The following is a 21,377-nucleotide window of genomic DNA, read 5'->3' on the forward strand; positions in this document are numbered from 1 at the left end:
AACGACGGGAGTGTGACGACCGGCCCTGGCCCCTGTCGTCGCGCGGGCGGTCGCGGGTGAATCTCATTGAGGACCGCGGCTGTCCGCGACGGCTGGGAGACTCGGGGCATGTTGGAGACCTCGGCACGGCTGCTCCGCCTGCTCTCGCTGCTGCAGGCCCACCGGGACTGGCGCGGGGCGGACCTCGCGGACCGGCTCGGTGTCACCCCGCGCACCGTCCGCCGGGACATCGACCGGCTGCGCGAGCTGGGCTATCCCGTCCACTCCTCGCCGGGCACCGACGGCGGCTATCAGCTGGGCGCCGGCGCCGAACTCCCGCCGCTGCTGCTGGACGACGAGGAGGCGGTGGCCGTCGCGGTCGGGCTGCGGACGGCGGCGGCCGGCGGGGTCCAGGGCATCGAGGAGACCTCGGTCCGGGCGCTGGCGAAGCTGGAGCAGGTGCTGCCGGCGCGGCTCCGGCGCAGGGTGGGCGCGCTGAACGCCTTCACCGTCCCGATGCTGGGACCGCCGGCCGGCGCGGGCGTGGACGCGGACACCCTCAGCGAACTCGCGCACGCCTGCCGGGACTGCACCCGGCTGCGGTTCGACTACGCCACGCACGACGGCACCGTCAGCCGCCGCACCGTCGAACCGCACCGGCTGGTCTCCGCCCGCCACCGCTGGTATCTCGTCGGCTGGGACGTGGACCGCGAGGACTGGCGCACCTACCGCGCCGACCGCATCACGCCCACCCCGCCGCACGGCCCGCGCTTCGTGCCCCGTCCGCCGCCCGACGAGGACCTCGCGGCGTACGTCTCCCGGGGTGTCTCCACCGGCGTGTACGCGATGCGGGCGACGGTGTTGCTGCACGCGTCGGCGGAGCAGGCGGCGGCCCGCATCAGCCCGTCCGCGGGGGTGCTGGAGGCGGTCGACGCGGAGAGCTGTCTGCTGACCAGCGGTGCGCACAGCCTGGATGTGATGGTGATGCATCTCGTGCTGACCGGCTTCGACTTCGAGATCCGTGAACCGCAGGAACTGACCGGCCGGGTGCGGGAGATCAGGGACCGGTTGTCCCGGGCGCTGGGATAGCCGCCGGTTTCCTGCCCACCTCCGGGTGATGCAGATCGAACGCCGGTGACTCGGAGCGGATCTTGGGGATGGTGGTGAAGTTGTGCCGCGGCGGGGGTGAGGAGGTGGCCCACTCCAGGGAGCGGCCGAAGCCCCAGGGATCGTCCAGCGCGACCTTGGTGCCGTGCAGGGTGGTGTCCCAGACGTTGTAGAGGAACGGCAGGGTGCTCGCACCGAGCAGGAACGCGCCGATGGTGGAGAGGGTGTTGAGGGCCGTGAAGCCGTCGGCGGCCAGATAGTCGGCGTAGCGGCGCGGCATCCCTTCCACCCCGAGCCAGTGCTGGACGAGGAAGGTGGTGTGGAAGCCGACGAACAGTGTCCAGAAGTGGATCTTGCCCAGCCGTTCGTCGAGCATCTTGCCGGTGAACTTCGGCCACCAGAAGTAGAAGCCGGCGAACGTCGCGAACACCACCGTCCCGAAGACGACGTAGTGGAAGTGGGCGACGACGAAGTACGAGTCGGTGACGTGGAAGTCCAGCGGCGGCGAGGCCAGGATGACGCCGGTCAGCCCGCCGAAGAGGAAGCTCACCAGGAACCCTACGGACCACAGCATCGGCGTCTCGAACGACAGCGAGCCGTTCCACATGGTGCCGATCCAGTTGAAGAACTTCACCCCCGTCGGTGCCGCGATCAGGAACGACATGATGGAGAAGAACGGCAGCAGCACCGCGCCGGTGGCGAACATGTGGTGCGCCCAGACCATCACCGACAGCGCCGTGATGGCCATCGTGGCGCCGACCAGCATGACGTAGCCGAAGATCGGCTTGCGGGAGAAGACCGGGATGATCTCCGTGACGATGCCGAAGAACGGCAGCGCGATGATGTAGACCTCGGGATGGCCGAAGAACCAGAACAGGTGCTGCCACAGCAGCGCACCGCCCCACTGGGCCTCGAACACCACCGATCCGAACTGCCGGTCCGCCTCCAGCACCAGCAGCGCGGCCGCCAGCACCGGGAAGGCCATCAGCACCAGGATCGAGGTGAAGAGGATGTTCCAGGTGAAGACCGGCATCCGGAACATCGTCATGCCGGGCGCCCGCATGGTGATGATCGTGGTGAGGAAGTTGACGGCGCCGAGGATGGTGCCGAAACCGGACAGCGCCAGGCCCATGATCCACATGTCGGCGCCGACGCCGGGGGAGCGGACGGCCGAGTTGAGCGGCGCGTAGGCCGTCCATCCGAAGCCCGGACCGCCCTCCGGGGTCAGGAAACTGGCCAGCACGATCAGCCCGCCGAAGAGGTAGAGCCAGTACGAGAGCATGTTCAGCCGGGGGAAGGCGACGTCCGGCGAACCGATCTGCAGCGGCATGATCTCGTTCGCGAAGCCGGCGAAGGCCGGGGTGGCGAACAGCAGCAGCATGATCGTGCCGTGCATTGTCAGCGCCTGGTTGAACTGTTCGTTGCTGATGAGCTGGAGCCCGGGACGGGCGAGTTCGGCGCGCATCACCAGGGCCAGCAGGCCGCCCACCAGGAAGAACAGGAACGACGTGATGAGGTAGAGATGGCCGATCTTCTTGTGGTCGGTGGTCGTCAGCCAGTCGACCAGCACCGTCCCGCGCCGCTGGGCCCTGGGAGGCCTAAGGCTCGGCCGGGCGGTGTCCGTAACCATCCGCTGCACCTCTTCGTCGAGGGGGTACTGGGCCGGGGACATGATGCTCGCGCGGCGGGCCCGGAGCGAGGGGGCGCTCCGGGCCGTTCCGGTGCGATCCGGACGGTGGCCGGGACCGCCGGCGGGCCCGGTGGGCCGGACGGTCCGGGCGATGTGCGGGAAATGTGTGTGGAATGTGTCTCGTTGGCCGATTGTCGAACGGTCGATAAAGGGCATCGGGTAAAGAGAATCCACCGCTGACGGCGTATGAAATTCCGAACCTTGTTCGGCGTTGCCCCCGGGCGCCACGGGCCGTTGCGCATTTGATCAAGGGGGAATTCAGGCCGCTTTATTTTCCACCCGGTTGCGGCATCACGCGGCGCGTTCGGGTGACGCAAGTTACCGCAAACGCGCGAGTCTTCGCTGTGACACAAGTGTGACCAATGAAGGACCAGGAAGACACCGGCGTGTGCGACGGACGGGCCTTCCGCCCGTCCGTGCGGGCGCCTACGGTGGCAGTCATGGCACCCGTACCGAACCCCCCGAACGCACCCCAGGACGAGCCCCAGGACATCGAGGCCTATGTGGGCCTTGCCCAGCAGGACGCCGAGGAGCGGGCCCGCGCACGCGGCTGGACCACCGTCCGCTCGCTGCCGCCGGGCGCGATCATCACGATGGAGTATCTGGGCAGCCGGCTCAACTTCGAGGTCAAGGACGGCGTGGTGCACCGCAGCTGGCAGGGCTGACCCGATCGCGTACGACGAAGGCCCCGGCGGCTCCTGAGAGGAGCGGCCGGGGCCTTCGGTGCGGGGTAGCGGGTGTGCGTACCGGCCCCGCGGCTTGTGGAGCGGTCAGCCCGTCCCGTTGCGGCCGCGCCCGGAGGTCGGGCTCAGCGGCGTGGTGCGCGGGACGCGGTCCGAGTGCGGCGGCCGCCGGCTGCCCGTGGGGGTGACCGGCGAGCGCTCCGAGCGGGTGGTGTGCGGGCGCGGCGGGTGGTGCGGCCAGCCGTCCGGGGCCCGGGTGGCGCTGCGGCCGCCCGTACCGGCACCGACCGTCTCGCGCACCAGCACCTCGCCGTCCGGGGCGACGCGCTGCCGCGACATCCCGGAGACCGTCGCGCCGATCGGGAGCGGTCCGCGCAGCGAATCGGGGCGCAGCCGCAGCCACAGCCGCAGCAGGATCCCCATGAGGCGGTCCTCGGCCCAGGTCATGGCGGGCTCGATCCACGGCAGTGCGAGCAGCACCAGCAGTCCGGCCGCCCAGCCGAGCAGCACATCGCTGACCCAGTGGGTGCCGAGGTAGACGGTGGTCATACCGACGCCCAGCGCGCCCAGCGCGGCGATCACCGACAGGGTGCGGCGGCGCAGCGGGGTGGTCGCCAGGTAGGCCAGCACACCCCAGGTGACCACGGCGTTCGCGGTGTGACCCGACGGGAATATATCGCCGCCGAGCGCCATCTCATTGGCGCCGACCACGGTCGCGTAGTGCGGGCCGAGCCGGCCCATGCCGATCTTGGCGGCGCCCACGGTGATGTTCAGCAGCAGCAGCGAGGCACCCAGCACCAGCAGCGGGTGGAGGTTGCGCTGGCGCCAGCAGCGCCAGCCCAGCCAGGCGGCCACCGCGAGTGCGGTGGGTCCGCGCTGCCCCAGGACGACGAAGTAGTCCAGGAAGGCATGGATCTCCGGCCATTGCTTGTACGGCTTGAAGAACATGACTTGCCAGTCGAAGGTGACCAGCCATGAAGTCGCCAGCACTCCGACCACGATCGCCATGTACACCGCCAGTGTGCCGCCGAACAGCCACAGGCGGGTCCGGGTCATCTGGGGTGGTCGGGCGCGATCGGTCGGGCGCTCCTCCATCTGGTCGAGCTTGTCATCGGTACGCACTCAATCGACGTTACCGCGTGTGATGTAGGTGCTTGGTCAAACCGTGAGCTTTGTAATGACGATGTGATGTGGAATGAGTCTCAATCCGGGCTTCGGTGCACGGATTTCGAAGGGAATTCCCAGCGCCTCTGATTGCCGTCCCGGGATCCGCGTGTCGGTACTGCGAGAGCCTTATCTGTTTTTCTCCGGGGGAGTTTATCCCCGGTTCGTTCGGGCTTCGCGCGGTGTTTCCCCTCGCCGCCCCTTACGGAGGGAGAGCTTCCGGTCACGGGGGGCCCGAACCGTTCAGCCAGAACGCTCCGTAGGCCGCCGAGCCCACCGTGACCAGCCCGACGACCAGCCAGGACCGCACCGGCCGCCACCGCGCGAGCCCCACCGCGAGCGGCAGCAGCAGCGGGTACGCCGGCATCATCAGCCGCGGCTTGGAGCCGAAGTAGCCCTTGGCGGTCAGCGCCAGCAGCAGCACCAGGCCCCCGTAGACCAGCAGCGGCAGCGGCTGCCCCTGCCGTGCGCCGCGGACGTACAGCCAGATCACCAGTGCGACGCCGGCGATCAGGCCGAGGCCCCCGGCGAAACCGGGGCCCGACAGCAGGTGCCAGAGGAAGGCGCCGAAGGCGAGGCCGCCGTCGAAGCCGTTGCCCCAGCCGCCCTGGACGTCCAGGTAGCCGGTGAGGCCGCCCTGCCGGGCCCCCACCCACAGGAAGTAGCCGAGCCAGCCGAGCGGTGCCAGCAGCACGCCCGGCAGCATTCCGCGGTGCCGGCCGCGGAGGATCGCACGCAGCCCCAGGCCGCCGGCCCGGTCGTTCCGCACCGCCACCGCCGCGGTGATCCACACGGCGGCGACGACGGCCGCACCCACCGGCCGGGTCAGCCCGGCCAGGGAGGCCAGCACGCCCGCCCACACCCAGCGCTCGGTCAGTACGCAGTACACGCCCCAGGCCGCCAGCGCGGTGAACAGCGACTCCGAGTACGCCATCGACTGCACGATCCCGACGGGCAGCGCGGCCCACAGCGCGGCCAGCGCGACACCCGCCCGCGGCCCGTGCAGCCGCTCCCCGGTCGCGTACAGCGCCCAGGCCGCGAGCAACGACGCCGACCAGGCCACCACCAGGCCGGCGTCCGGCGCCGACAGCGGCGAGATCGCCGACAGCCCGCGCTCCAGCCACGGCAGCAGCGGGAAGAACGCGAGGTTGGAGTGCACGTCGCCGTTGGCCAGCTGGACGGTGTAGCCGTATCCCTGTTCGGCGACGCGGGTGTACCAGAGCGCATCCCAGCGGGCGGTGAGCAGGGTGTGCCAGTTCTTGCCGTCGGCCGACGACCAGACGGCGAGCACGACGAGGCCCACCAGCCGGATCGCCGCGTACGCCGCCAGCGCGGGGGCGGCACGGCGCAGCGCGGCCCGGACGGCGGGTCCGCCGGGCGCCCGGCCGGTGGCGGCGGTGGAGGCAAGATCGTTCATCCGGTCGATTATCCAGGTGGCCGAGGAGTGGTCGCGGACGGCGGGTGAGGCAACGCGGAGCCCTGCGATGCGCGTCTCATCGTGAGGTGAGCCACGCGGAGCCCTGGGGGACTCGCGTAGTCTGACGTCTCAACTCGCCCGTGCCGCCGGTTCCCCCGGGGCGTTTTCGCGCCCTGATCCGCGGTCGCGAGAGCATGACAGGAGGTGCGTGCATGTCCGGGACGACCTCGTCCGGCAGTGGACGGAAGGCTGGTGTTCCCCGGCTCTCAGGCGGCGGTGTGAACCGCTGGACCGTGCTGACCGTCCTGTGCATCAGCCTGCTGTTCGTCGCGCTGGACACCACGATCCTGTACGTCGCCGTGCCGTCCGTCACCGAGGACCTGCGTCCGGGACCGGTGGAACTCCTCTGGATCGTCGATGTGTACCCGCTGATAGCGGCGTCGCTGCTGATCCTCTTCGGCACGCTCGGCGACCGCGTCGGACGCCGGCGCATCCTGCTCCTGGGCTACGGCCTGTTCGGTCTGGCCTCGGCCGCCGCCGCGTTGGCGCCCAATCCGCAGATCCTGATGGTGGCCCGTGCGCTGCTCGGCATCGGGGGCGCGATGATCATGCCCGCGACCCTGTCGATCCTGCGCCAGGTCTTCCCCGACCGGCGCGAGCGAGCGGTGGCCATCGGCGTCTGGAGCGCGGTTGCCGCGGTCGGCGCGGCCGTCGGCCCGGTCCTCGGCGGCTTCCTCGTCGAGAACTTCTGGTGGGGTTCGGTCTTCCTCATCAACATTCCGATGATGGCCGTGATGCTCCTGGTCGGCCGCTGGATGCTGCCGGAGTCGCGCGGTGAGCGCAACGGCCCGTGGGATGTGATCGGCGCGATCATCGCGGCGCTGGGCGTGCTGGGCATCGTCCTCGGCGTCAAGCGGATCGGCAGCGGTACGGCCGTCCTCGGCGTCACCACGCTCGGCCCGATCGTCGTCGGCACCCTGCTGCTGATTTTCTTCGTGCGGCGCCAGCGCCGCCGCGAGCACCCGCTGATCGACATGCGGCTCTTCGCGCGCCGCGCCTTCGGCACTTCCGTCGGCTGCATCGTGCTGGCCATGCTCGCGCTGGTGGGCCTGCAGCTGATCGCCGTCCAGTACCTCCAGCTCGTCCTCGGGCTGAGCCCTCTGGAGACCGGGGTGCGGCTGCTGCCGCTGGTCTTCGCCGCCATGGCCGCCGGTCTCACCGGCTCGCGGCTGCTGCAGGCGGTCGGCCCGCGCGCGATGGTCTCGCTGGGGTTCGTGCTCACCGCCGTGGCGGTGCTGTGTCTGACCGCGATGAACGACCAGGACCGCGTCTGGCTGCTCTCGCTCGGTTTCGTCCTGCTCGGTTTCGGTTTCCAGGCCACGCTCTTCGGGGCGTACGAATCGATGCTGAGCGAGGCGCCCGCCGAGCAGTCCGGCGGTGCCGCGGCGATCGGGGAGACCTCCTACCAGCTGGGCGCCGGCATCGGCGTCGCGCTGCTCGGCAGTGTCATGAACGCCGCCTACGCCCCGGGCCTCGGCCATGTCGACGGCGTCCCCGAGCGCTCCACCGCCGCGGCGTCGCATTCGCTCGGCGAGGCGTACAAGGTCGCCGGCGGGCTCGGCGACTCCGCCAGGGCCGCACTGCGGGAGGCGGCCCGGGACTCCTTCGTACGGGGTCTGCATGTCACCCTCGTGGCCAGCGCCGTACTGCTGCTCGCCGGTGCGGCGATCGCGCTGCGGCTGCCGCGCCGGGCCGCGGACTCCGCGGAGCGGGCGGAGGGCGAGGCCGCCGCGGGGGACGGGGCGCCCGGCTCCGGCTCCGGCTGCGACAGTGAACCGGCCCCGGCGAGCTCCTCCAGGCGCTGAGCGCGTCCCTCCCCGTCGGGATCCGCCTCCGGCCCGTGCGGCAGGATCGGGTCCGCCTATATAGGGGTATACGGCATATGGCTTCGGTGTCCTCTATCTCCCGGTCGTGCGGCGGCGACCCTTGCCCGCTCGGTGCCGTCGGCCGTACCGTCGGAAGCGCCATAACTACCACTGCTAGTTTTACGCGCGAGCGCTGACCCGCCGGAGGCCCGTCATGTCCGCAAAGCCGTCCTCGAAGCTGCCGCCCTTCGAGCCCAGCGATCCCCTGGGCCTCGACGACCTGCTCACCGACGAGGACCGCGCCGTCCGCGGCACCGTCCGCCAGTGGGCCGCCGACCGCGTCCTGCCGGACATCGCCGACTGGTACGAGCGCGGGGAGCTCCCCGGCATCCGCGAACTGGCCCGCGAACTGGGCTCCCTCGGCGCGCTCGGGATGTCCCTGACCGGCTACGGCTGCGCCGGCGCCTCCGCCGTCCAGTACGGTCTGGCCTGCCTGGAACTGGAGGCCGCCGACTCCGGTATCCGCTCGCTGGTCTCCGTCCAGGGCTCGCTCGCCATGTACGCGATCTGGCGCTTCGGCTCCGAGGAGCAGAAGCAGCAGTGGCTGCCGCGGATGGCGGCCGGCGAGGTCATCGGCTGCTTCGGGCTGACCGAGCCCGACCACGGCTCCGACCCTGCCGGGATGCGCACCTACGCCAAGAAGGACGGCACCGACTGGGTGCTCAACGGCCGCAAGATGTGGATCACCAACGGCTCGGTCGCCGGTGTCGCCGTGGTCTGGGCCGGCACCGAGGACGGTGTCCGCGGCTTCGTCGTGCCCACCGACGCCCCCGGCTTCTCCGCGCCCGAGATCACGCACAAGTGGTCCCTGCGGGCCTCGGTGACCAGCGAACTCGTGATGGACGAGGTGCGGCTGCCGGCCGACGCCGTGCTCCCGGACGTCACCGGGCTGCGCGGTCCGCTCAGCTGTCTGAGCCATGCCCGCTACGGCATCGTCTGGGGCTCCATGGGTGCGGCGCGCGCCAGCTTCGAGGCGGCGCTGGACTACTCCCGCACGCGGGAACAGTTCGGCCGGCCCATCGGCGGCTTCCAGCTGACCCAGGCCAAGCTCGCCGACATGGCTCTCGAACTGCACAAGGGCATCCTGCTCGCCCACCACCTGGGGGCGCGGATGGACGCGGGGCGGCTGCGCCCGGAGCAGATCAGCTTCGGCAAACTGAACAACGTCCGGGAGGCGATCGAGATCTGCCGCACCGCCCGGACGATCCTGGGCGCGAACGGGATCTCGCTGGAGTACCCCGTCATGCGGCATGCGACGAACCTGGAGTCGGTGCTGACCTACGAGGGCACCGTCGAGATGCACCAGTTGGTGCTGGGCAAGGCGCTCACCGGTCTCGACGCCTTCCGCTGAGCGGAAGGGGCCGGCGGGTGCGGACCGGCGTCCGGTGAGCGGCCCTGTCCCTGGGCGGGCTGTTCACGGGCTCAGCTCTGGTTGAAGAAACCGCCGTTGCGGTGAGCGCCGCTCTCGCCGTTGACGACCTTGTAGTCGGGCGGGGTCAGCAGGAACACCCGGGTGGCGATCCGGTCGATCGAACCGCGCAGCCCGAAGATCAGGCCGGCGGCGAAGTCCACCACCCGCTTGGCGTCGGCGGGTTCCATGGACGTCAGGTTGACGATCACCGGGACGCCGTCCCGGAAGAGTTCGCCGATACCGCGGGCGTCCCGGAAGTTCTCCGGGGTGACCGTGGCGATGCGGGTGCCCTGATCCTGGGCGGCCTCGTCGGCCACCCGGACCCGTGGGTCGGTCACCCAGGGGTTGCGCCCCGAGTCTCCGGGTTCGGGTCCTTCGGCGTAGTCGTCGTCGTAGTAGCGCTCGTCATCGTTGTCGTCGACGAGGCCAAGCCAGGCACTTGCCTTGCGCACCGATCCCATTGACGCCTCCTCTCACCCGCGGTGTCTGTGTTCCGCCTCTCTATCGTCGTCCATGAAGCGGAGGGTGTGCCAAGTGGATAGCCGCCGCACGGGGGGTTCGTGACACATCTGGTGCAAAGAGGGTGGCGTGTCGTCAGCTCCCGTGCAAGAGGCGGGAACTGACAGTGCGACGGGCATCACGGTCGGTACGCGCCCGGTCATGTCGACAAGGTGTCGGCGGAACCAAGATCGTACCGTGGAGTCGGTTCGAACGCCGGACCAGGGCAGATGTACGAAGAGGTGAAGGGCGTCCGTGATAGGGACCGATGATCGGGTGACTGGGTCATCGGAGAGGCACGGGACGCGGGCGCGGATGTCCTTCCGCGTACCGGCGCGCGCAGGCCCCGGGAGACGGAATCCCGGGGCCTGCGCCCGTCGGACGGCGGGCCTGCGCGCGGCCGCCGACCGGTCAGCGGATCTCCGGCGGGCTGATCTGCGAGGTCTTGATCGCCGAGGGGCCGGTGCCCCACTTCTTCAGGATCCGGTCGTAGGTCCCGTCCTTCTTGAGACGGTTGACCGCGGCCTGGAAGGCGGGCGCCAGCGGGGTGCCCTTCTTGAAGGCGAAGCCGACGTCCAGACGCTTGAACTCGTTGAGGAACCGCAGGCCCTCCTGCTGCCGCACGGCGTAGCGCAGCCCGTTGATGGTGCTCATCACCACGTCACTGCGCCCCTGTTGGAGCGAGATCCACAGCGCGCCCTGCTCGGCGTAGGTCTTGACGTCGTACGCCTTCTTCCCGGCCTCCGTGCACAGGTGGCGGTTCTTCTCCAGGGTCGCTTCGAAGGTGGTGCCGGCGCCGGTGGCGACCGTCAGCCCGCACAGCTGCCGCAGTGAGGTGACCTTCTTCAGCGGGCTGTCCTTGCGGGCGGCGAAGCCCTGGCCGTCGTTGATGTAGGTGACGAAGTCGATGGTCCTGCGGCGCTCTTCAGTGACGCCGAAGTTGCCGGTGCCCACGTCGTACTTGCCGCTGTCGAGGGCGGGCAGGATCGCCTCGAAGCTCGCCACCTCGCGGGTGACCTTGATGCCGAGGACCTTGCCGACCGCGTCCGCGAAGTCGATGTCCTGACCGGCCACGGTCTTGCCGTCGGGCAGATAGGTGGCGCCGGGCGGGCCGCCGACGCTCGCGGCGAGGGCTATCGTGCCGCGTTCCCGGACGTCCTTCGGCAGCAGCTTCGCGGCGGCCGGGTCCTTCCTGACCTTCGTGACCACGTCGGTGGTGGGGATCTTGGCGTCGGCCGCTGCCGGGCCCGCGGGGCCGCCGGCCGCCGGATCGCCCGAACCGCAGGCGGTGAGCGCCAGGACCGCGGTGGCCAGGAGGGCGGCGGCGCGCAGCGCGGCGGTGCGGGGCGTGGTGGTGGTCATGGGCGCGGGTTCTCCAGGTGTTTGTCGAACGGCAGCGGGCCGATCGTCTCCGGGGCGGCGGACAGGTCGAAGAGCGGGCGGTAACCCGCGGCGAGGTAGAGGCCCTTGGCCTCGGGCTGGCGGGGGCCGGTGGTCAGGTAGACCCGGCGGTAGCCGCGGGCTCCGGCGTCCGCTTCCAGCGCTTCGAGGACCCGCCGGGCGAGGCCGCGGCGGCGGTGCGCGGAGTGCGTCCAGATCCGTTTGAGTTCGGCGGTGCCGGCGTCGTAGCGGCGGTACGCGCCGCCCGCGACCGGCTCGCCGTCCTCCAGGAGCAGCAGGAAGGCGCCCCGGGGCGGGGTGAATTCCTCGGGCGGGTACTCCAGGCTCAGGTCGACCGGTCTTTCGTAGCGGGTGCTGTATTCGTGGGTGAGTTCGTCGAGCAGGGGGCGGGCGAGCGGGTCGGTGACGGTGGTGTGCAGCACCGTCACCCGTGCCGTGGGCAGCGGGCGGGGCGCGGCGGTCACCGGGCCGCCTCCGTGGCGAGCGGCGGCAGCGGGGCGGCGGGCGCGGCCGGCCACAGCAGCGGGTCGGGCAGTTCGTGGCGCAGCTGCGGCAGGACCTCGGCCGCGGTCAGCCGCAGGACGTCGGCCTTGCGGGAGAAGGGCAGTCCGGCGCTGTCCACGGAGAAGAACTGCAGCGCGTGGCCGTAGGCGTAGTGCTGCTGGAGGATCTTGTCGGTGATCCGCTCGGGGGAGCCGACGAGCACCGGGCCGTGGTCGACGGCGTCGTCCAGGGTGCGGAAGGGGGTGTTGTTGCCGGGGACATCGCGGGCGGCGACGGCCGCCTCGTAATACGGCGCGAACTCCTCGCGGGCGGTGCGGTCGTCGCGGGCGGCGTAGAGCGTGCCGCCGGAGCCGACCAGCGCGGCCGACGGATCGTGCCCGTAGTCCTCCCAGCGTTCGCGGTAGTGGTCGGTCAGCCGGGCGTAGTTGGCCACCGGCTGTACGGCGTTGGCCGCGAAGATCGGGTCGCCCCACAGGGCGGCCAGCTCCACGGACCGTTCGCTGGTGGCGCTGCCGTGCCAGATGGTGGGCGGCTGCTGGTGCGGGCGGGGGAGCACGGTCGCGCCGCGCAGCGGCGGCCGGTGGTCGCCGGACCAGGTGACCTGCTCCTCGCTCCACAGCCGGCGCAGCAGTTCGTAGTTCTCCTCCTGGAGCGCGTACTGGTTGTCCGGGTCGCGGCCGAAGAGGTGCCACGGTTCGGGGGCGTTGCCCTTGCCGATGGTCAGCTCCAGCCGGCCGCCGGAGAGCTGGTCGACGGTGGCGTAGTCCTCGGCGACCCGGACCGGGTCGAGGGTGGACAGCACGGTGACGGTGGTGAAGAGCCGGATGCGGTGGGTGCGGGCGGCGATCGCGCCGAGCACCGCGGGCGGTGAACTGGACAGGAACGGCGCGCCGTGCCGCTCCCCGACACCGAACGCGTCATAGCCCAACTCCTCCGCGAGCACGGCCAGTTCGATGACCTCGCGGAAGCGTTCGTAGGGGGTGAGGAGGTGCCCGGAGCGCGCGTCCGGGACGTTGTCGATCAAGGTCATGACGCCGAAGCGCATACCGCGCCCTTCTTCAGGTGTGCGGAAGGAGAGAGGAGGGAGAGAGGGAGGAGAGTGGAGGGAAAGGGAGGAAAGGTGGGGCGGGGGAGGAACGGGAGGAACGGGAGGAAAGGGGTCAGTCAGGGAAAGCGGGTGTTGCGGGACAGGCGAGGGGAGGGTGCGCCGGACGGCGGCGCGAAGTGTGAAGGCGCGCGGTGACAAGGAGAAAAGAACCGCGAAACGGCCCGGCCTGGACGGCAGCGGGCTTCAGGGCAGGGCGTCAGCTCAACAGGACGACGACCACACGCGACCGAAGTCGATGTGGTCGCGGGTGACCAGCCGCTGCCATGAGTACATGCGGCTAAGTGGAACAGGCATCCGTTTGCGCGTCAACCGCGACCCGGCGACCTGCTCACAGTGTGGACAGCCTTGACAGCCGGGCGTGTTCACCCCATAGCCTCAAGGCCGGTCGTGCTGAGGGGCGCGACCTGTTCCCGCCGTGTGAAGGCGTTCAACTCCCGTGTGCGATCACTGAATCCACGGAGCCTTCGCATGTCCTTTGACACCCTCGTCACCCCCGCCCAGGCGCCGCCCGGCGAAACCGCCGGCCCCGACCCCCTGCGCATCGTGCCGCGGCGCCGCACCGGCCAATGGCTGGCTGCGGCCGCCGTCCTCCTGCTGCTGGCACTCGCCGCGTACTCCGTCGTACGCAACGACGCCTTCCAGTGGGACGTGGTCGCCGACTACTTCCTGACCACCGCCGTGCTGCGCGGTCTGGGGCTGACCCTCTGGCTGACCGGGGCCGTGATGGTGCTCGGCTTCGCGCTGGGCACGCTGCTCGCGGTGCTCCGGCTGTCCGCCAACCCCGTGCTGCGGAGCGTCAGTTGGGGGTACGTCTGGCTCTTCCGTTCGATGCCGATCCTGGTCCAGCTGCTGTTCTGGTTCAACATCGGTGCGCTGTACCCGACGATCCTCGGCATCAAGACCGTGAATCTGCTCGGGCCGGTCACCATCGCCGTCATCGGCCTCACCCTGCACGAGGCCGCCTACGCCGCCGAGGTCGTCCGCGGCGGCATCCTGTCCGTCGAGAAGGGGCAGCTGGAGGCCGCCCAGTCGCTCGGCCTCGGTGGCTGGCGCCGGCTGCGCCGGATCGTGCTGCCGCAGGCGATGCGTTCGATCCTGCCGCCGGCCGGCAACATGCTGATCGGCACCCTCAAGGGCACGTCCATCGTCAGCGTCATCGCCGTCCAGGACCTGCTCTACTCCGTCCAGCTGGTCTACCACCGCACCTACCAGGTCATCCCGCTGCTGCTGGTCGCCACCCTCTGGTACATCGTGGTCACCTCCCTGCTCGGGGTCGGCCAGCACTACATCGAGCGGTACTACGCCCGCGGCGCGGCAGGTGCCCGGTGAAGCCGTCCGTGGTGATCGTCGGAGCCGGGCCGCGGGGCACCGGCCTGATCGAACGGATCGCCGCCAACGCCGCCGAGCTGTACGGCGATACACCGCTCGACCTGCATCTCGTCGACCCGCACCCGCCCGGCGGCGGCCGTATCTGGCGCCGCGACCAGTCCCCGCTGCTGTGGATGAACTCCATGGCCGAGGACGTCACCATGTTCACCGACGAGACGGTGGAGCTGGCCGGACCGGTGCGGCCGGGCCCCTCCCTCGCCGAATGGGCCGGTGCCGTACGGGCCGGTGAGATCCCCGTCGAGCCCGCGCTCGCCGCCGACATCGCGGCGCTGGGCCCGCAGGACTTCGCCGGCCGGCGGCTGCAGAGCGCCTATCTGCGCTGGGTGTACGACCGCTCGGTGGCCGCCCTGCCGCCGCAGGTCGCCGTCCATGAGCACCGGCGTACGGCCGTACGGATCACCGGTCCGCGCGAGGGCCGGCAGCAGGTGTGGCTGGACGGCCGCCCGGAGCCCCTGGCCGCCGACCTCGTCGTCCTCACCCTGGGCCACCTGGACTCCGAACCTCCGCCCGAACAACGGGAGTTGACCGCCTTCGCGGCCCGGCACGGTCTGACGCACCTGCCGCCCGCGTTCACCGCCGACAGCGACCTCGACGCCCTGCGGCCCGGCGAACCGGTCATCGTCCGTGGTTTCGGGCTCGCCTTCATCGACCTGATGGTGCTGCTCACCGAGGGGCGCGGCGGCACCTACGCGGCCGACGCCGACGGCCGGTTGACGTACCTGCCCTCCGGGCGCGAACCCGTCCTGCACGTCGGATCGCGGCGCGGGGTGCCCTACCACTCCAAGATCGGCTACGAGCTGACCGGCGGCCGCCCGCCGGTGCCCCGGTTCTTCGGCCCCGAGCAGGTCGACGAGCTGCTCGCCAGGCCGGCCGGCTTCGACTTCCGGCATGACGTCTGGCCGCTGATCGACAAGGAACTGGGCTTCGCCCACTACCACCGGCTGTTCACCGCCCACCCCGGCCGCACCCGGGTCAACTGGTCCGACTTCGAGGAGAAGTACGCCGCCGCCGACCCGGGCAGCGCCGAACTCCAGGCCCTGGTCGCCGCCTCCGTCCCGGATCCCGCCGACCATCTCGACCTGGACGCCCTGGACCACCCGCTGGCCGGACTGCGCCACCCCGACGGCGACGCGCTCCAGGAGGCGCTGCGCGGCTACATCGAAGCCGACCTCGCCCGCCGCCACGACCCCGAGCACAGCCCCGACCTGGCGGTCTTCCTCGCGCTGCTGTCGGTCTACGGCCAGCTGATCCGGATCGGCGACCGCGGCCCCTGGTGGCACGGCTTCTTCAGCTACCTCGCCTCCGGCCCGCCGGGACCGCGGCTGCGCCGGCTGCTGGCCCTCTCCCGGGCCGGAGTGGTGCGGTTCCTCGGCGCCGGCACCACCGTCACCGCCGATCAGCGGGCCGGCGTGTTCCGGGCGGCGAGCGCCACCGTGCCGGGAGAGTCGGTCACGGCCCGCGCGCTGGTGGAGGCGCGGCTGCCGGAGCCGACGGTCGAGCACACCCAGGACTCCCTGCTGCGCGCCCTGCACGCCGAGGGCGCGGCCTCAACCCCCGCCGGACTGCTGGCGGTTGACCCCGCGGACGGCCGGATCCTGGACCGGTCCGGGCGCCCGCACCCCCGTCGCCTCGCCCTCGGTCCGCACACCGACGCGCGCTCCGGCGGCGCCTTCGCCCGGCCCCGTACCAACGCGCCCGCGTTCCGGCAGAACGACGCGAGCGCCCGGGTGCTGCTCACCTTCCTGCGGGACCACCCGCCCGCCGGGCCGTCCGGCGGCCCGCGCACCGTCCCCGCCGCCCGCACCGCACCCCTCACCGAGGACTCCCATGCCGCTGACCAGTGATCCACCCGTCGACGAACTCCGCACCTCGCAGCGGCCCCGGCCCCCGGAGGCAGCGGACCGGGCGGCGGACGACCCGGCTGACCTGAAGGTCGTCCCCGTACGCCATCCCTGGCGCTGGGTCGCCGTGGCGGTGACCGCCGTGCTGATCGCCCAGTTCGTGCACGGGCTGGTCACCAACCCCGCCTGGGAATGGCAGGTGTTCGCGGAGTTCTTCACCGCGGGGACCGTGCTCCAAGCGGTCTGGATCACCCTCCAGCTGACCGTCTACGGCACCGCACTCGGCTTCGCCCTCGGCGTCGTGCTGGCCTTCATGCGCCTGTCGGCGAGCCCCTTCCTGCGGTGGGTGGCCTTCGGCTACATCTGGGCCTTCCGCTCCATCCCGCTCATCGTCCAGCTGCTGTTCTGGTTCAACCTCGCCTACCTCTACAAGCGCCTGGACTTCGGGATCCCCTTCGGTCCCGGCTTCTTCTCCTTCGACACCATGGGCCTGGTCGGTGCCATGGGAGCGGCGGTACTCGGCCTCGCCCTGCACCAGGCCGCATACGCCGCGGAGATCGTGCGCGGCGGCGTACTGGCCGTGGACGGCGGGCAGTTGGAGGCGGCGTCCGCGCTCGGCATTCCCCGGCTGCGGCAGCTGCGGCGCATCGTGCTGCCGCAGGCGATGCGCTCGATCCTGCCGAACGCCACCAACGAGGTCATCTCCCTCTTCAAGGGCACCTCGATCGTCTCCGTCATGGCGATCGGCGAACTCTTCTACCAGGTCCAGGTCATCTACGGACGGAACGGCCGGGTCGTGCCCCTGCTGATGGTGGCCACCGCCTGGTACATCCTCCTGACCACCGTGCTCTCCGTCCTCCAGCACTACGTCGAACGCCACTTCGCCAAGGGAGCGACCCGATGAGCACCCAGCAGACAGAGCAGACCCAGCAGCCCCAGCAGACGGAGCCGACCGGCCGGACCGAGCCGACCGGGCAGACCCCGCACTCCCGGAGCGCACCGCACGTGATGGTCGACGTCCGCGCGGTCCACAAGAGCTTCGGCCCGCTGGAGGTGCTGAAGGGAGTGGACCTCCAGGTCGGGGCCGGAGAGGTCGCGGTCGTCCTCGGCCCGTCCGGCTCCGGCAAGTCCACCCTGCTGCGCACCATCAACCACCTGGAGAAGGTCGACAGCGGCCGGATCAGCGTGGACGGCGCGCTGGTCGGCTACCGGCGCGATGACAAAGCAGTGGCCCGAAGGGCCTCCGGCAAGGGTGGTGGTGGGCGACGGGCGGGCAAGCTCTACGAGCTGCGCGAGCGGGAGATTCTCAAGCAGCGCACCCATATCGGCTTCGTCTTCCAGAACTTCAACCTCTTCCCCCATCTGACGGTCCTGGACAACATCACCGAGGCACCCGTCTCGGCGCTGCGCCGCCCCCGCAAGGACGTGCGCGCCGCCGCCCGCGCCCTGCTGGACCGGGTGGGCCTGGCCGACAAGGCCGACGCCTATCCGCGGCAGCTCTCCGGAGGCCAGCAGCAGCGGGTGGCCATCGCCCGTGCGCTCGCCCTGGAACCCAAGCTGCTGCTCTTCGACGAGCCGACCTCCGCGCTGGACCCCGAGCTGGTGGGTGAGGTCCTCGACGTCATCAAGGACCTGGCGCACCAGGGCACCACGATGGTCGTGGTCACCCACGAGATCGGCTTCGCCCGTGAGGTCGCCGACACCGTCGTCTTCATGGACGAGGGACGGATCGTCGAGCAGGGCCCGCCCGGCGAGGTCCTCGACCACCCGCGTCACGCGCGCACCAAGTCCTTCCTCTCCAAGGTCCTCTGACATGGCGGCACCCCGGAGAACCCTCCGCAGCGCGACCCGGAGTACCCACCGCAGCACGCCTCGCCGCACGACCGGGCGAACCACCACGAGGAGTCCCGAGTTGAACCCCCGTACCCTGACCGCCGCCCTCGCGCTCGCCGCCGGCTCCGTCCTCCTCACCGCCTGCGGCGGCGGCGCGCCGAGCGGCAGCACCGCCGCCGCCGGCGCGTCGGGGACGACGATCAATACCGGTCCCGACCAGCACCGCATCCGCGGGACGAAGGACCCGAAGGCCGCCGCGCTGCTGCCCGCGCGGGTCCGCGCGGCCGGGGCGCTGCGCATCGGGGTGGGCGCCGAGAGCGCCCCGCCGCTGAGCTTCTACGCCTCCGACGACCGGACCCTCATCGGCGTCGAGGAGGACATCGCCACGCTCGTCGCCGACACCCTCGGCCTCAAGCCGCAGTTCGACCCGCTGTCCTGGGAGAACCTCTTCGTCGGCCTGGACAGCGGGAAGCTCGACGCGGTCTTCGCCAATGTCACCGTCACCGAGGAGCGCAAGGAGAAATACGACTTCGCGACCTACCGCCTCGACGAACTGGCGATGGAGGCGAAGAAGGGCAGCGGCTGGAAAGTGCACGGCGCCAAGGACGTCGCGGGCAAAACCATCGCCGTCAGCTCCGGCACCAACCAGGAGAAGATCCTGGTCGACTGGAGCGAGCAGAACGAGAAGGCGGGCCGCGAGCCGGTCGGCATCAAGTACTTCCAGAAGGCCTCCGACACCTACCTCGCCCTCCAGTCGGGCCGCATCGACGGCTACTTCGGGCCCAATCCGTCCGTCGCCTACCACGTGCACACGGCCGGCCAGACGGAGAACGCCGGAACCTTCTCCGGCGGCGGGAAGAGCGTACAAGGCAAGATCGCCGTCACCACGAAGAAGGACAGCGGCCTGGTCAAGGCCTACGCCGCGGCGCTGCGGAAGGTCATCGACAACGGCCGCTACGGCAAGGTGCTGGCGCGCTGGGGGCTGACCGCCGAGGCCCTTGAGACCTCGCAGATCAACCCGCCGGGGCTGCCCCGGACCGCGAACTGACCCGGCGCACGAAAGGAACCCCCCATGCCTGTCACCCAACGCCCCCTCCACCTGGCCGTAGCGCTGGACGGCCCGCTCCAACACCCGGACGCCGCCGCCCACTTCGTCCGTCTGGGGCAGCTCGCCGAGCGCGGCACCCTCGACTTCGTCACCCTCGGCGACAGCTTCACCGGGCCGGGACTCGACGCGCTCGCCGTACTGGCCCGCATCGCTCCGGCCACCGACCGGATCGGCCTGGTCCCGACGGTCACCACCACCCACACCGAGCCGTTCCACGTCTCCACCGCCGTCAGCACCCTGGACTGGGTCAGCCGCGGCCGGGCGGGCTGGGCGGTCGGCGTGTCCACCACCGACGCCGAGGCCGCGCTCTTCGGCCGCCGGGACGCCGCCCCGCCCGCCGACGTCTGGCGCGAGGCCGGCGAGGTCGCCGACGTCGCCGCCCGGCTGTGGGACAGCTGGGAGGACGACGCGGAGATCCGTGACCGGGCGAGCGGCCGTTTCGTCGACCGGGACAAGCTCCACTACGTCGACTTCACCGGCAGCACCTTCTCCGTCCGCGGCCCCTCGATCGTGCCCAGGCCCCCGCAGGGCCGCCCCGTCACCGTCATCGACGCGACCGGCGACGGGGACGGCGGCCCGGCGGCGGAGGAGGCGGCGGCCGCGTACGCCGATGTCGCGCTGGTGCGCGCCGAGGACCCGCAGGCCGCCGGCGCCGCCCGCACCGCCCTGCGCGAACGCGCCCGCGCGCTCGGCCGCAACCCCGACCGGCTGATCGTCCTGGCCTCGCTGCCCGTCGAGCTGTACTCCTCGGGGGACGCCGTCGGGCTCGCCGACCTCCTCGGCGACTGGCACGCCGACGGCGCCGCCGACGGCTTCCACCTGCGGCCCGCCGACCCCGCCCGGGACCTCGCCCACCTCGTCGACGGCACCGTCCCGGTGCTCCAGCACCGCTGCCTGCTCCGCCGCTTCTACCCCGGCGCCACCCTGCGCGAACACCTCGGCCTGCCCCGCCCCGCCAACCGCTACGCCCTCGCCCGGGAGGCCTCCTGATGACCCCGAACCAGCACCGGCCGCCGCGCAAGCAGGTGCATCTGGCGGCGCACTTCCCCGGAGTCAACAACACCACCGTCTGGGCGGACGACCGGTCGAGGAGCCAGATCGCCTTCGACTCCTTCGTGCATCTGGCCCGCACCGCCGAACGCGGGCTGTTCGACTTCTTCTTCCTGGCCGAGGGGCTGCGGCTGCGGGAGCACAAGGGCCGTATCCACGACCTCGACGTGCTCGGCCGCCCCGAGTCGATCACCGTGCTCAACGCGCTCGCCGCGGTCACCGACCGGCTGGGCCTGGCCGCGACCGTCAACGCCACCTTCAACGAGCCCTACGAACTCGCCCGCCGGTTCGCCTCCCTCGACCACCTCAGCGGGGGCCGGGCCGCCTGGAACGTCGTCACCACCTCCGACGCGTTCACCGGCGAGAACTTCCGCCGCGGCGGCTATCTCGACCGCGCCGACCGCTACACCCGGGCCGCCGAATTCATCGCCACCGCACGGGAGCTGTGGGACTCGTGGCCGGACGGCGGACAGCCGCGGCCGTTCGCGCACCGCGGCCAGCACTTCGACATCCGCGGCGAGTTCGGGGTGCCGCGCAGCCCGCAGGGGCACCCCGTCGTCATCCAGGCCGGTGATTCGCCCGAGGGCCGGGAGTTCGCCGCGTCCGCCGCCGACGTGATCTTCACCCGGCACAGCGGCCTGGAGGCCGGCCGCGTCTTCTACGCCGACGTCAAGAGCCGGCTCGCCGCATACGGCAGGCAGCCCGACGACCTCAAAATCATGCCGGGTGTCACCTTCGTCCTCGGCGACACCGCCGCCGAGGCCCAGGAGCACGCCGCCGAGATCCGCCGCCGGCAGGTGTCGCCGCAGAACGCGCTGCTCGCGCTGGAGCAGGTCTGGGGCGTCGACCTGTCCGCCTACGACCCCGACGGGCCGCTGCCCGATATCGACCCCGACCCCGGAGGCGAGCTGGCGCAGGGCCGGGTGAAGATCGCCGACCCGCAGGCCGTCGCCGACAAGTGGCGGGCGCTGTCGCAGGCCAAGGGCCTGTCCATCCGCGAGACCGTCATCGAGACCACCGGCCGGCAGTCCTTCGTCGGCACCCCGGAATCCGTCGCGGAGGAGATGGACACCTTCGTGCAGACCGACGCGGCCGACGGATTCATCCTCGTCCCGCATCTGACCCCGGGCGGCCTCGACACGTTCGTCGACCGCGTGGTTCCCCTCCTCCAGGAGCGCGGCGCCCACCGCACGGAATACACCGGCACCACCCTGCGCTCCCATTTGGGACTGCCGGATGCCGCACACCCGGTAGGGAAGGGCTGACCGT

Annotated in this window: 18 protein-coding genes; 11 read left to right on the forward strand and 7 right to left on the reverse strand. The window is 71.3% G+C overall.

Annotated features, from left to right (window positions below; translation table 11 throughout):
• Positions 1–108: 108 nt before the first annotated feature.
• Positions 109–1,068 (forward strand): helix-turn-helix transcriptional regulator, encoded by a 960-nt coding sequence (locus tag ACIRQ7_RS22530; RefSeq protein WP_401473892.1) that lies wholly within the window; start codon positions 109–111, stop codon positions 1,066–1,068.
• Here the strand turns inward: ACIRQ7_RS22530 and ctaD are convergent.
• The gene (gene ctaD / locus ACIRQ7_RS22535; protein WP_401473889.1) at positions 1,037–2,716 is read right to left on the reverse strand and encodes a cytochrome c oxidase subunit I; all 1,680 of its coding nucleotides are present in this window, start codon (positions 2,714–2,716) and stop codon (positions 1,037–1,039) included. The genes ACIRQ7_RS22530 and ctaD overlap by 32 nt on opposite strands.
• A gap of 500 nt (positions 2,717–3,216) precedes the next feature.
• Between ctaD and ACIRQ7_RS22540 the strand changes: the two genes are divergently transcribed.
• Positions 3,217–3,441, forward strand: coding sequence for an I78 family peptidase inhibitor (locus tag ACIRQ7_RS22540; protein ID WP_403673451.1), 225 nt, complete (start codon positions 3,217–3,219; stop codon positions 3,439–3,441).
• 105 nt (positions 3,442–3,546) lie between these two features.
• Here the strand turns inward: ACIRQ7_RS22540 and ACIRQ7_RS22545 are convergent, their stop codons facing one another.
• On the reverse strand, positions 3,547–4,581 hold the full coding sequence (locus ACIRQ7_RS22545; protein WP_401473883.1) for a phosphatase PAP2 family protein: 1,035 nt from the start codon (positions 4,579–4,581) through the stop codon (positions 3,547–3,549).
• 265 nt (positions 4,582–4,846) lie between these two features.
• Positions 4,847–6,040 carry a hypothetical protein gene (locus ACIRQ7_RS22550; protein ID WP_404264624.1) on the reverse strand — a complete coding sequence of 398 codons (1,194 nt, stop codon included), beginning with the start codon at positions 6,038–6,040 and terminating at the stop codon, positions 4,847–4,849.
• Between the two features lie 212 nt (positions 6,041–6,252).
• Between ACIRQ7_RS22550 and ACIRQ7_RS22555 the strand changes: the two genes are divergently transcribed.
• On the forward strand, positions 6,253–7,905 hold the full coding sequence (locus tag ACIRQ7_RS22555; RefSeq protein WP_404264625.1) for an MFS transporter: 1,653 nt from the start codon (positions 6,253–6,255) through the stop codon (positions 7,903–7,905).
• A 214-nt stretch (positions 7,906–8,119) separates the two neighbouring features.
• Entirely contained in the window at positions 8,120–9,316 is a 1,197-nt protein-coding gene (locus ACIRQ7_RS22560; protein WP_404264626.1) for an acyl-CoA dehydrogenase family protein, read from the forward strand.
• 71 nt (positions 9,317–9,387) lie between these two features.
• On the opposite strand, the gene ACIRQ7_RS22565 is transcribed toward ACIRQ7_RS22560, so the two are convergent.
• From ACIRQ7_RS22565 to ACIRQ7_RS22580, 4 genes are all read right to left on the reverse strand, one after another.
• Positions 9,388–9,837, reverse strand: coding sequence for a cell division protein SepF (locus ACIRQ7_RS22565; protein WP_401473872.1), 450 nt, complete (start codon positions 9,835–9,837; stop codon positions 9,388–9,390).
• Between the two features lie 448 nt (positions 9,838–10,285).
• Positions 10,286–11,236, reverse strand: a complete 951-nt coding sequence (locus tag ACIRQ7_RS22570; protein ID WP_404264627.1) for an ABC transporter substrate-binding protein — start codon at positions 11,234–11,236, stop codon at positions 10,286–10,288.
• Entirely contained in the window at positions 11,233–11,739 is a 507-nt protein-coding gene (locus ACIRQ7_RS22575) for a GNAT family N-acetyltransferase (protein ID WP_404264628.1), read from the reverse strand. The genes ACIRQ7_RS22570 and ACIRQ7_RS22575 overlap by 4 nt, the downstream gene beginning before the upstream one ends.
• Positions 11,736–12,824 (reverse strand): LLM class flavin-dependent oxidoreductase, encoded by a 1,089-nt coding sequence (locus ACIRQ7_RS22580; RefSeq protein ID WP_404264629.1) that lies wholly within the window; start codon positions 12,822–12,824, stop codon positions 11,736–11,738. Before ACIRQ7_RS22580 ends, ACIRQ7_RS22575 begins: the two co-directional genes overlap by 4 nt.
• A gap of 531 nt (positions 12,825–13,355) precedes the next feature.
• Between ACIRQ7_RS22580 and ACIRQ7_RS22585 the strand changes: the two genes are divergently transcribed.
• From ACIRQ7_RS22585 to ACIRQ7_RS22615, 7 genes are all read left to right on the forward strand, one after another.
• Complete coding sequence (locus ACIRQ7_RS22585) at positions 13,356–14,216, forward strand: amino acid ABC transporter permease (protein WP_404264630.1); 861 nt, start codon at positions 13,356–13,358, stop codon at positions 14,214–14,216.
• A complete protein-coding gene (locus ACIRQ7_RS22590; RefSeq protein ID WP_404264631.1) occupies positions 14,213–16,120 on the forward strand; it encodes an FAD/NAD(P)-binding protein in 1,908 nt (635 codons plus the stop codon). Before ACIRQ7_RS22585 ends, ACIRQ7_RS22590 begins: the two co-directional genes overlap by 4 nt.
• Positions 16,104–17,021, forward strand: a complete 918-nt coding sequence (locus tag ACIRQ7_RS22595; protein ID WP_404264632.1) for an amino acid ABC transporter permease — start codon at positions 16,104–16,106, stop codon at positions 17,019–17,021. Before ACIRQ7_RS22590 ends, ACIRQ7_RS22595 begins: the two co-directional genes overlap by 17 nt.
• A gap of 104 nt (positions 17,022–17,125) precedes the next feature.
• Positions 17,126–17,929 carry an amino acid ABC transporter ATP-binding protein gene (locus ACIRQ7_RS22600; protein ID WP_404264948.1) on the forward strand — a complete coding sequence of 268 codons (804 nt, stop codon included), beginning with the start codon at positions 17,126–17,128 and terminating at the stop codon, positions 17,927–17,929.
• Between the two features lie 100 nt (positions 17,930–18,029).
• Entirely contained in the window at positions 18,030–18,998 is a 969-nt protein-coding gene (locus tag ACIRQ7_RS22605; protein ID WP_404264633.1) for an ABC transporter substrate-binding protein, read from the forward strand.
• Between the two features lie 24 nt (positions 18,999–19,022).
• Positions 19,023–20,048: an LLM class flavin-dependent oxidoreductase gene (locus tag ACIRQ7_RS22610; RefSeq protein WP_404264634.1), complete on the forward strand. Its 1,026-nt coding sequence runs from the start codon at positions 19,023–19,025 to the stop codon at positions 20,046–20,048.
• Entirely contained in the window at positions 20,048–21,373 is a 1,326-nt protein-coding gene (locus ACIRQ7_RS22615) for an NtaA/DmoA family FMN-dependent monooxygenase (RefSeq protein ID WP_404264635.1), read from the forward strand. The genes ACIRQ7_RS22610 and ACIRQ7_RS22615 overlap by 1 nt, the downstream gene beginning before the upstream one ends.
• Positions 21,374–21,377: the final 4 nt, after the last annotated feature.

This window comes from Streptomyces sp. NPDC101393 (assembly GCF_044767385.1).
GTDB lineage: Bacteria > Actinomycetota > Actinomycetes > Streptomycetales > Streptomycetaceae > Streptomyces.

Excerpts from the sequence above, each read along its gene's own strand:
- ACIRQ7_RS22530 (WP_401473892.1), top strand. The coding sequence starts at position 109 with ATGTTGGAGACCTCGGCACGGCTGCTCCGCCTGCTCTCGCTGCTGCAG.
- ctaD (WP_401473889.1), bottom strand. The coding sequence starts at position 2,716 with ATGGTTACGGACACCGCCCGGCCGAGCCTTAGGCCTCCCAGGGCCCAG.
- ACIRQ7_RS22540 (WP_403673451.1), top strand. The coding sequence starts at position 3,217 with ATGGCACCCGTACCGAACCCCCCGAACGCACCCCAGGACGAGCCCCAG.
- ACIRQ7_RS22550 (WP_404264624.1), bottom strand. The coding sequence starts at position 6,040 with ATGAACGATCTTGCCTCCACCGCCGCCACCGGCCGGGCGCCCGGCGGA.
- ACIRQ7_RS22555 (WP_404264625.1), top strand. The coding sequence starts at position 6,253 with ATGTCCGGGACGACCTCGTCCGGCAGTGGACGGAAGGCTGGTGTTCCC.
- ACIRQ7_RS22560 (WP_404264626.1), top strand. The coding sequence starts at position 8,120 with ATGTCCGCAAAGCCGTCCTCGAAGCTGCCGCCCTTCGAGCCCAGCGAT.
- ACIRQ7_RS22565 (WP_401473872.1), bottom strand. The coding sequence starts at position 9,837 with ATGGGATCGGTGCGCAAGGCAAGTGCCTGGCTTGGCCTCGTCGACGAC.
- ACIRQ7_RS22570 (WP_404264627.1), bottom strand. The coding sequence starts at position 11,236 with ATGACCACCACCACGCCCCGCACCGCCGCGCTGCGCGCCGCCGCCCTC.
- ACIRQ7_RS22580 (WP_404264629.1), bottom strand. The coding sequence starts at position 12,824 with ATGCGCTTCGGCGTCATGACCTTGATCGACAACGTCCCGGACGCGCGC.
- ACIRQ7_RS22585 (WP_404264630.1), top strand. The coding sequence starts at position 13,356 with ATGTCCTTTGACACCCTCGTCACCCCCGCCCAGGCGCCGCCCGGCGAA.
- ACIRQ7_RS22595 (WP_404264632.1), top strand. The coding sequence starts at position 16,104 with ATGCCGCTGACCAGTGATCCACCCGTCGACGAACTCCGCACCTCGCAG.
- ACIRQ7_RS22600 (WP_404264948.1), top strand. The coding sequence starts at position 17,126 with ATGGTCGACGTCCGCGCGGTCCACAAGAGCTTCGGCCCGCTGGAGGTG.
- ACIRQ7_RS22610 (WP_404264634.1), top strand. The coding sequence starts at position 19,023 with ATGCCTGTCACCCAACGCCCCCTCCACCTGGCCGTAGCGCTGGACGGC.
- ACIRQ7_RS22615 (WP_404264635.1), top strand. The coding sequence starts at position 20,048 with ATGACCCCGAACCAGCACCGGCCGCCGCGCAAGCAGGTGCATCTGGCG.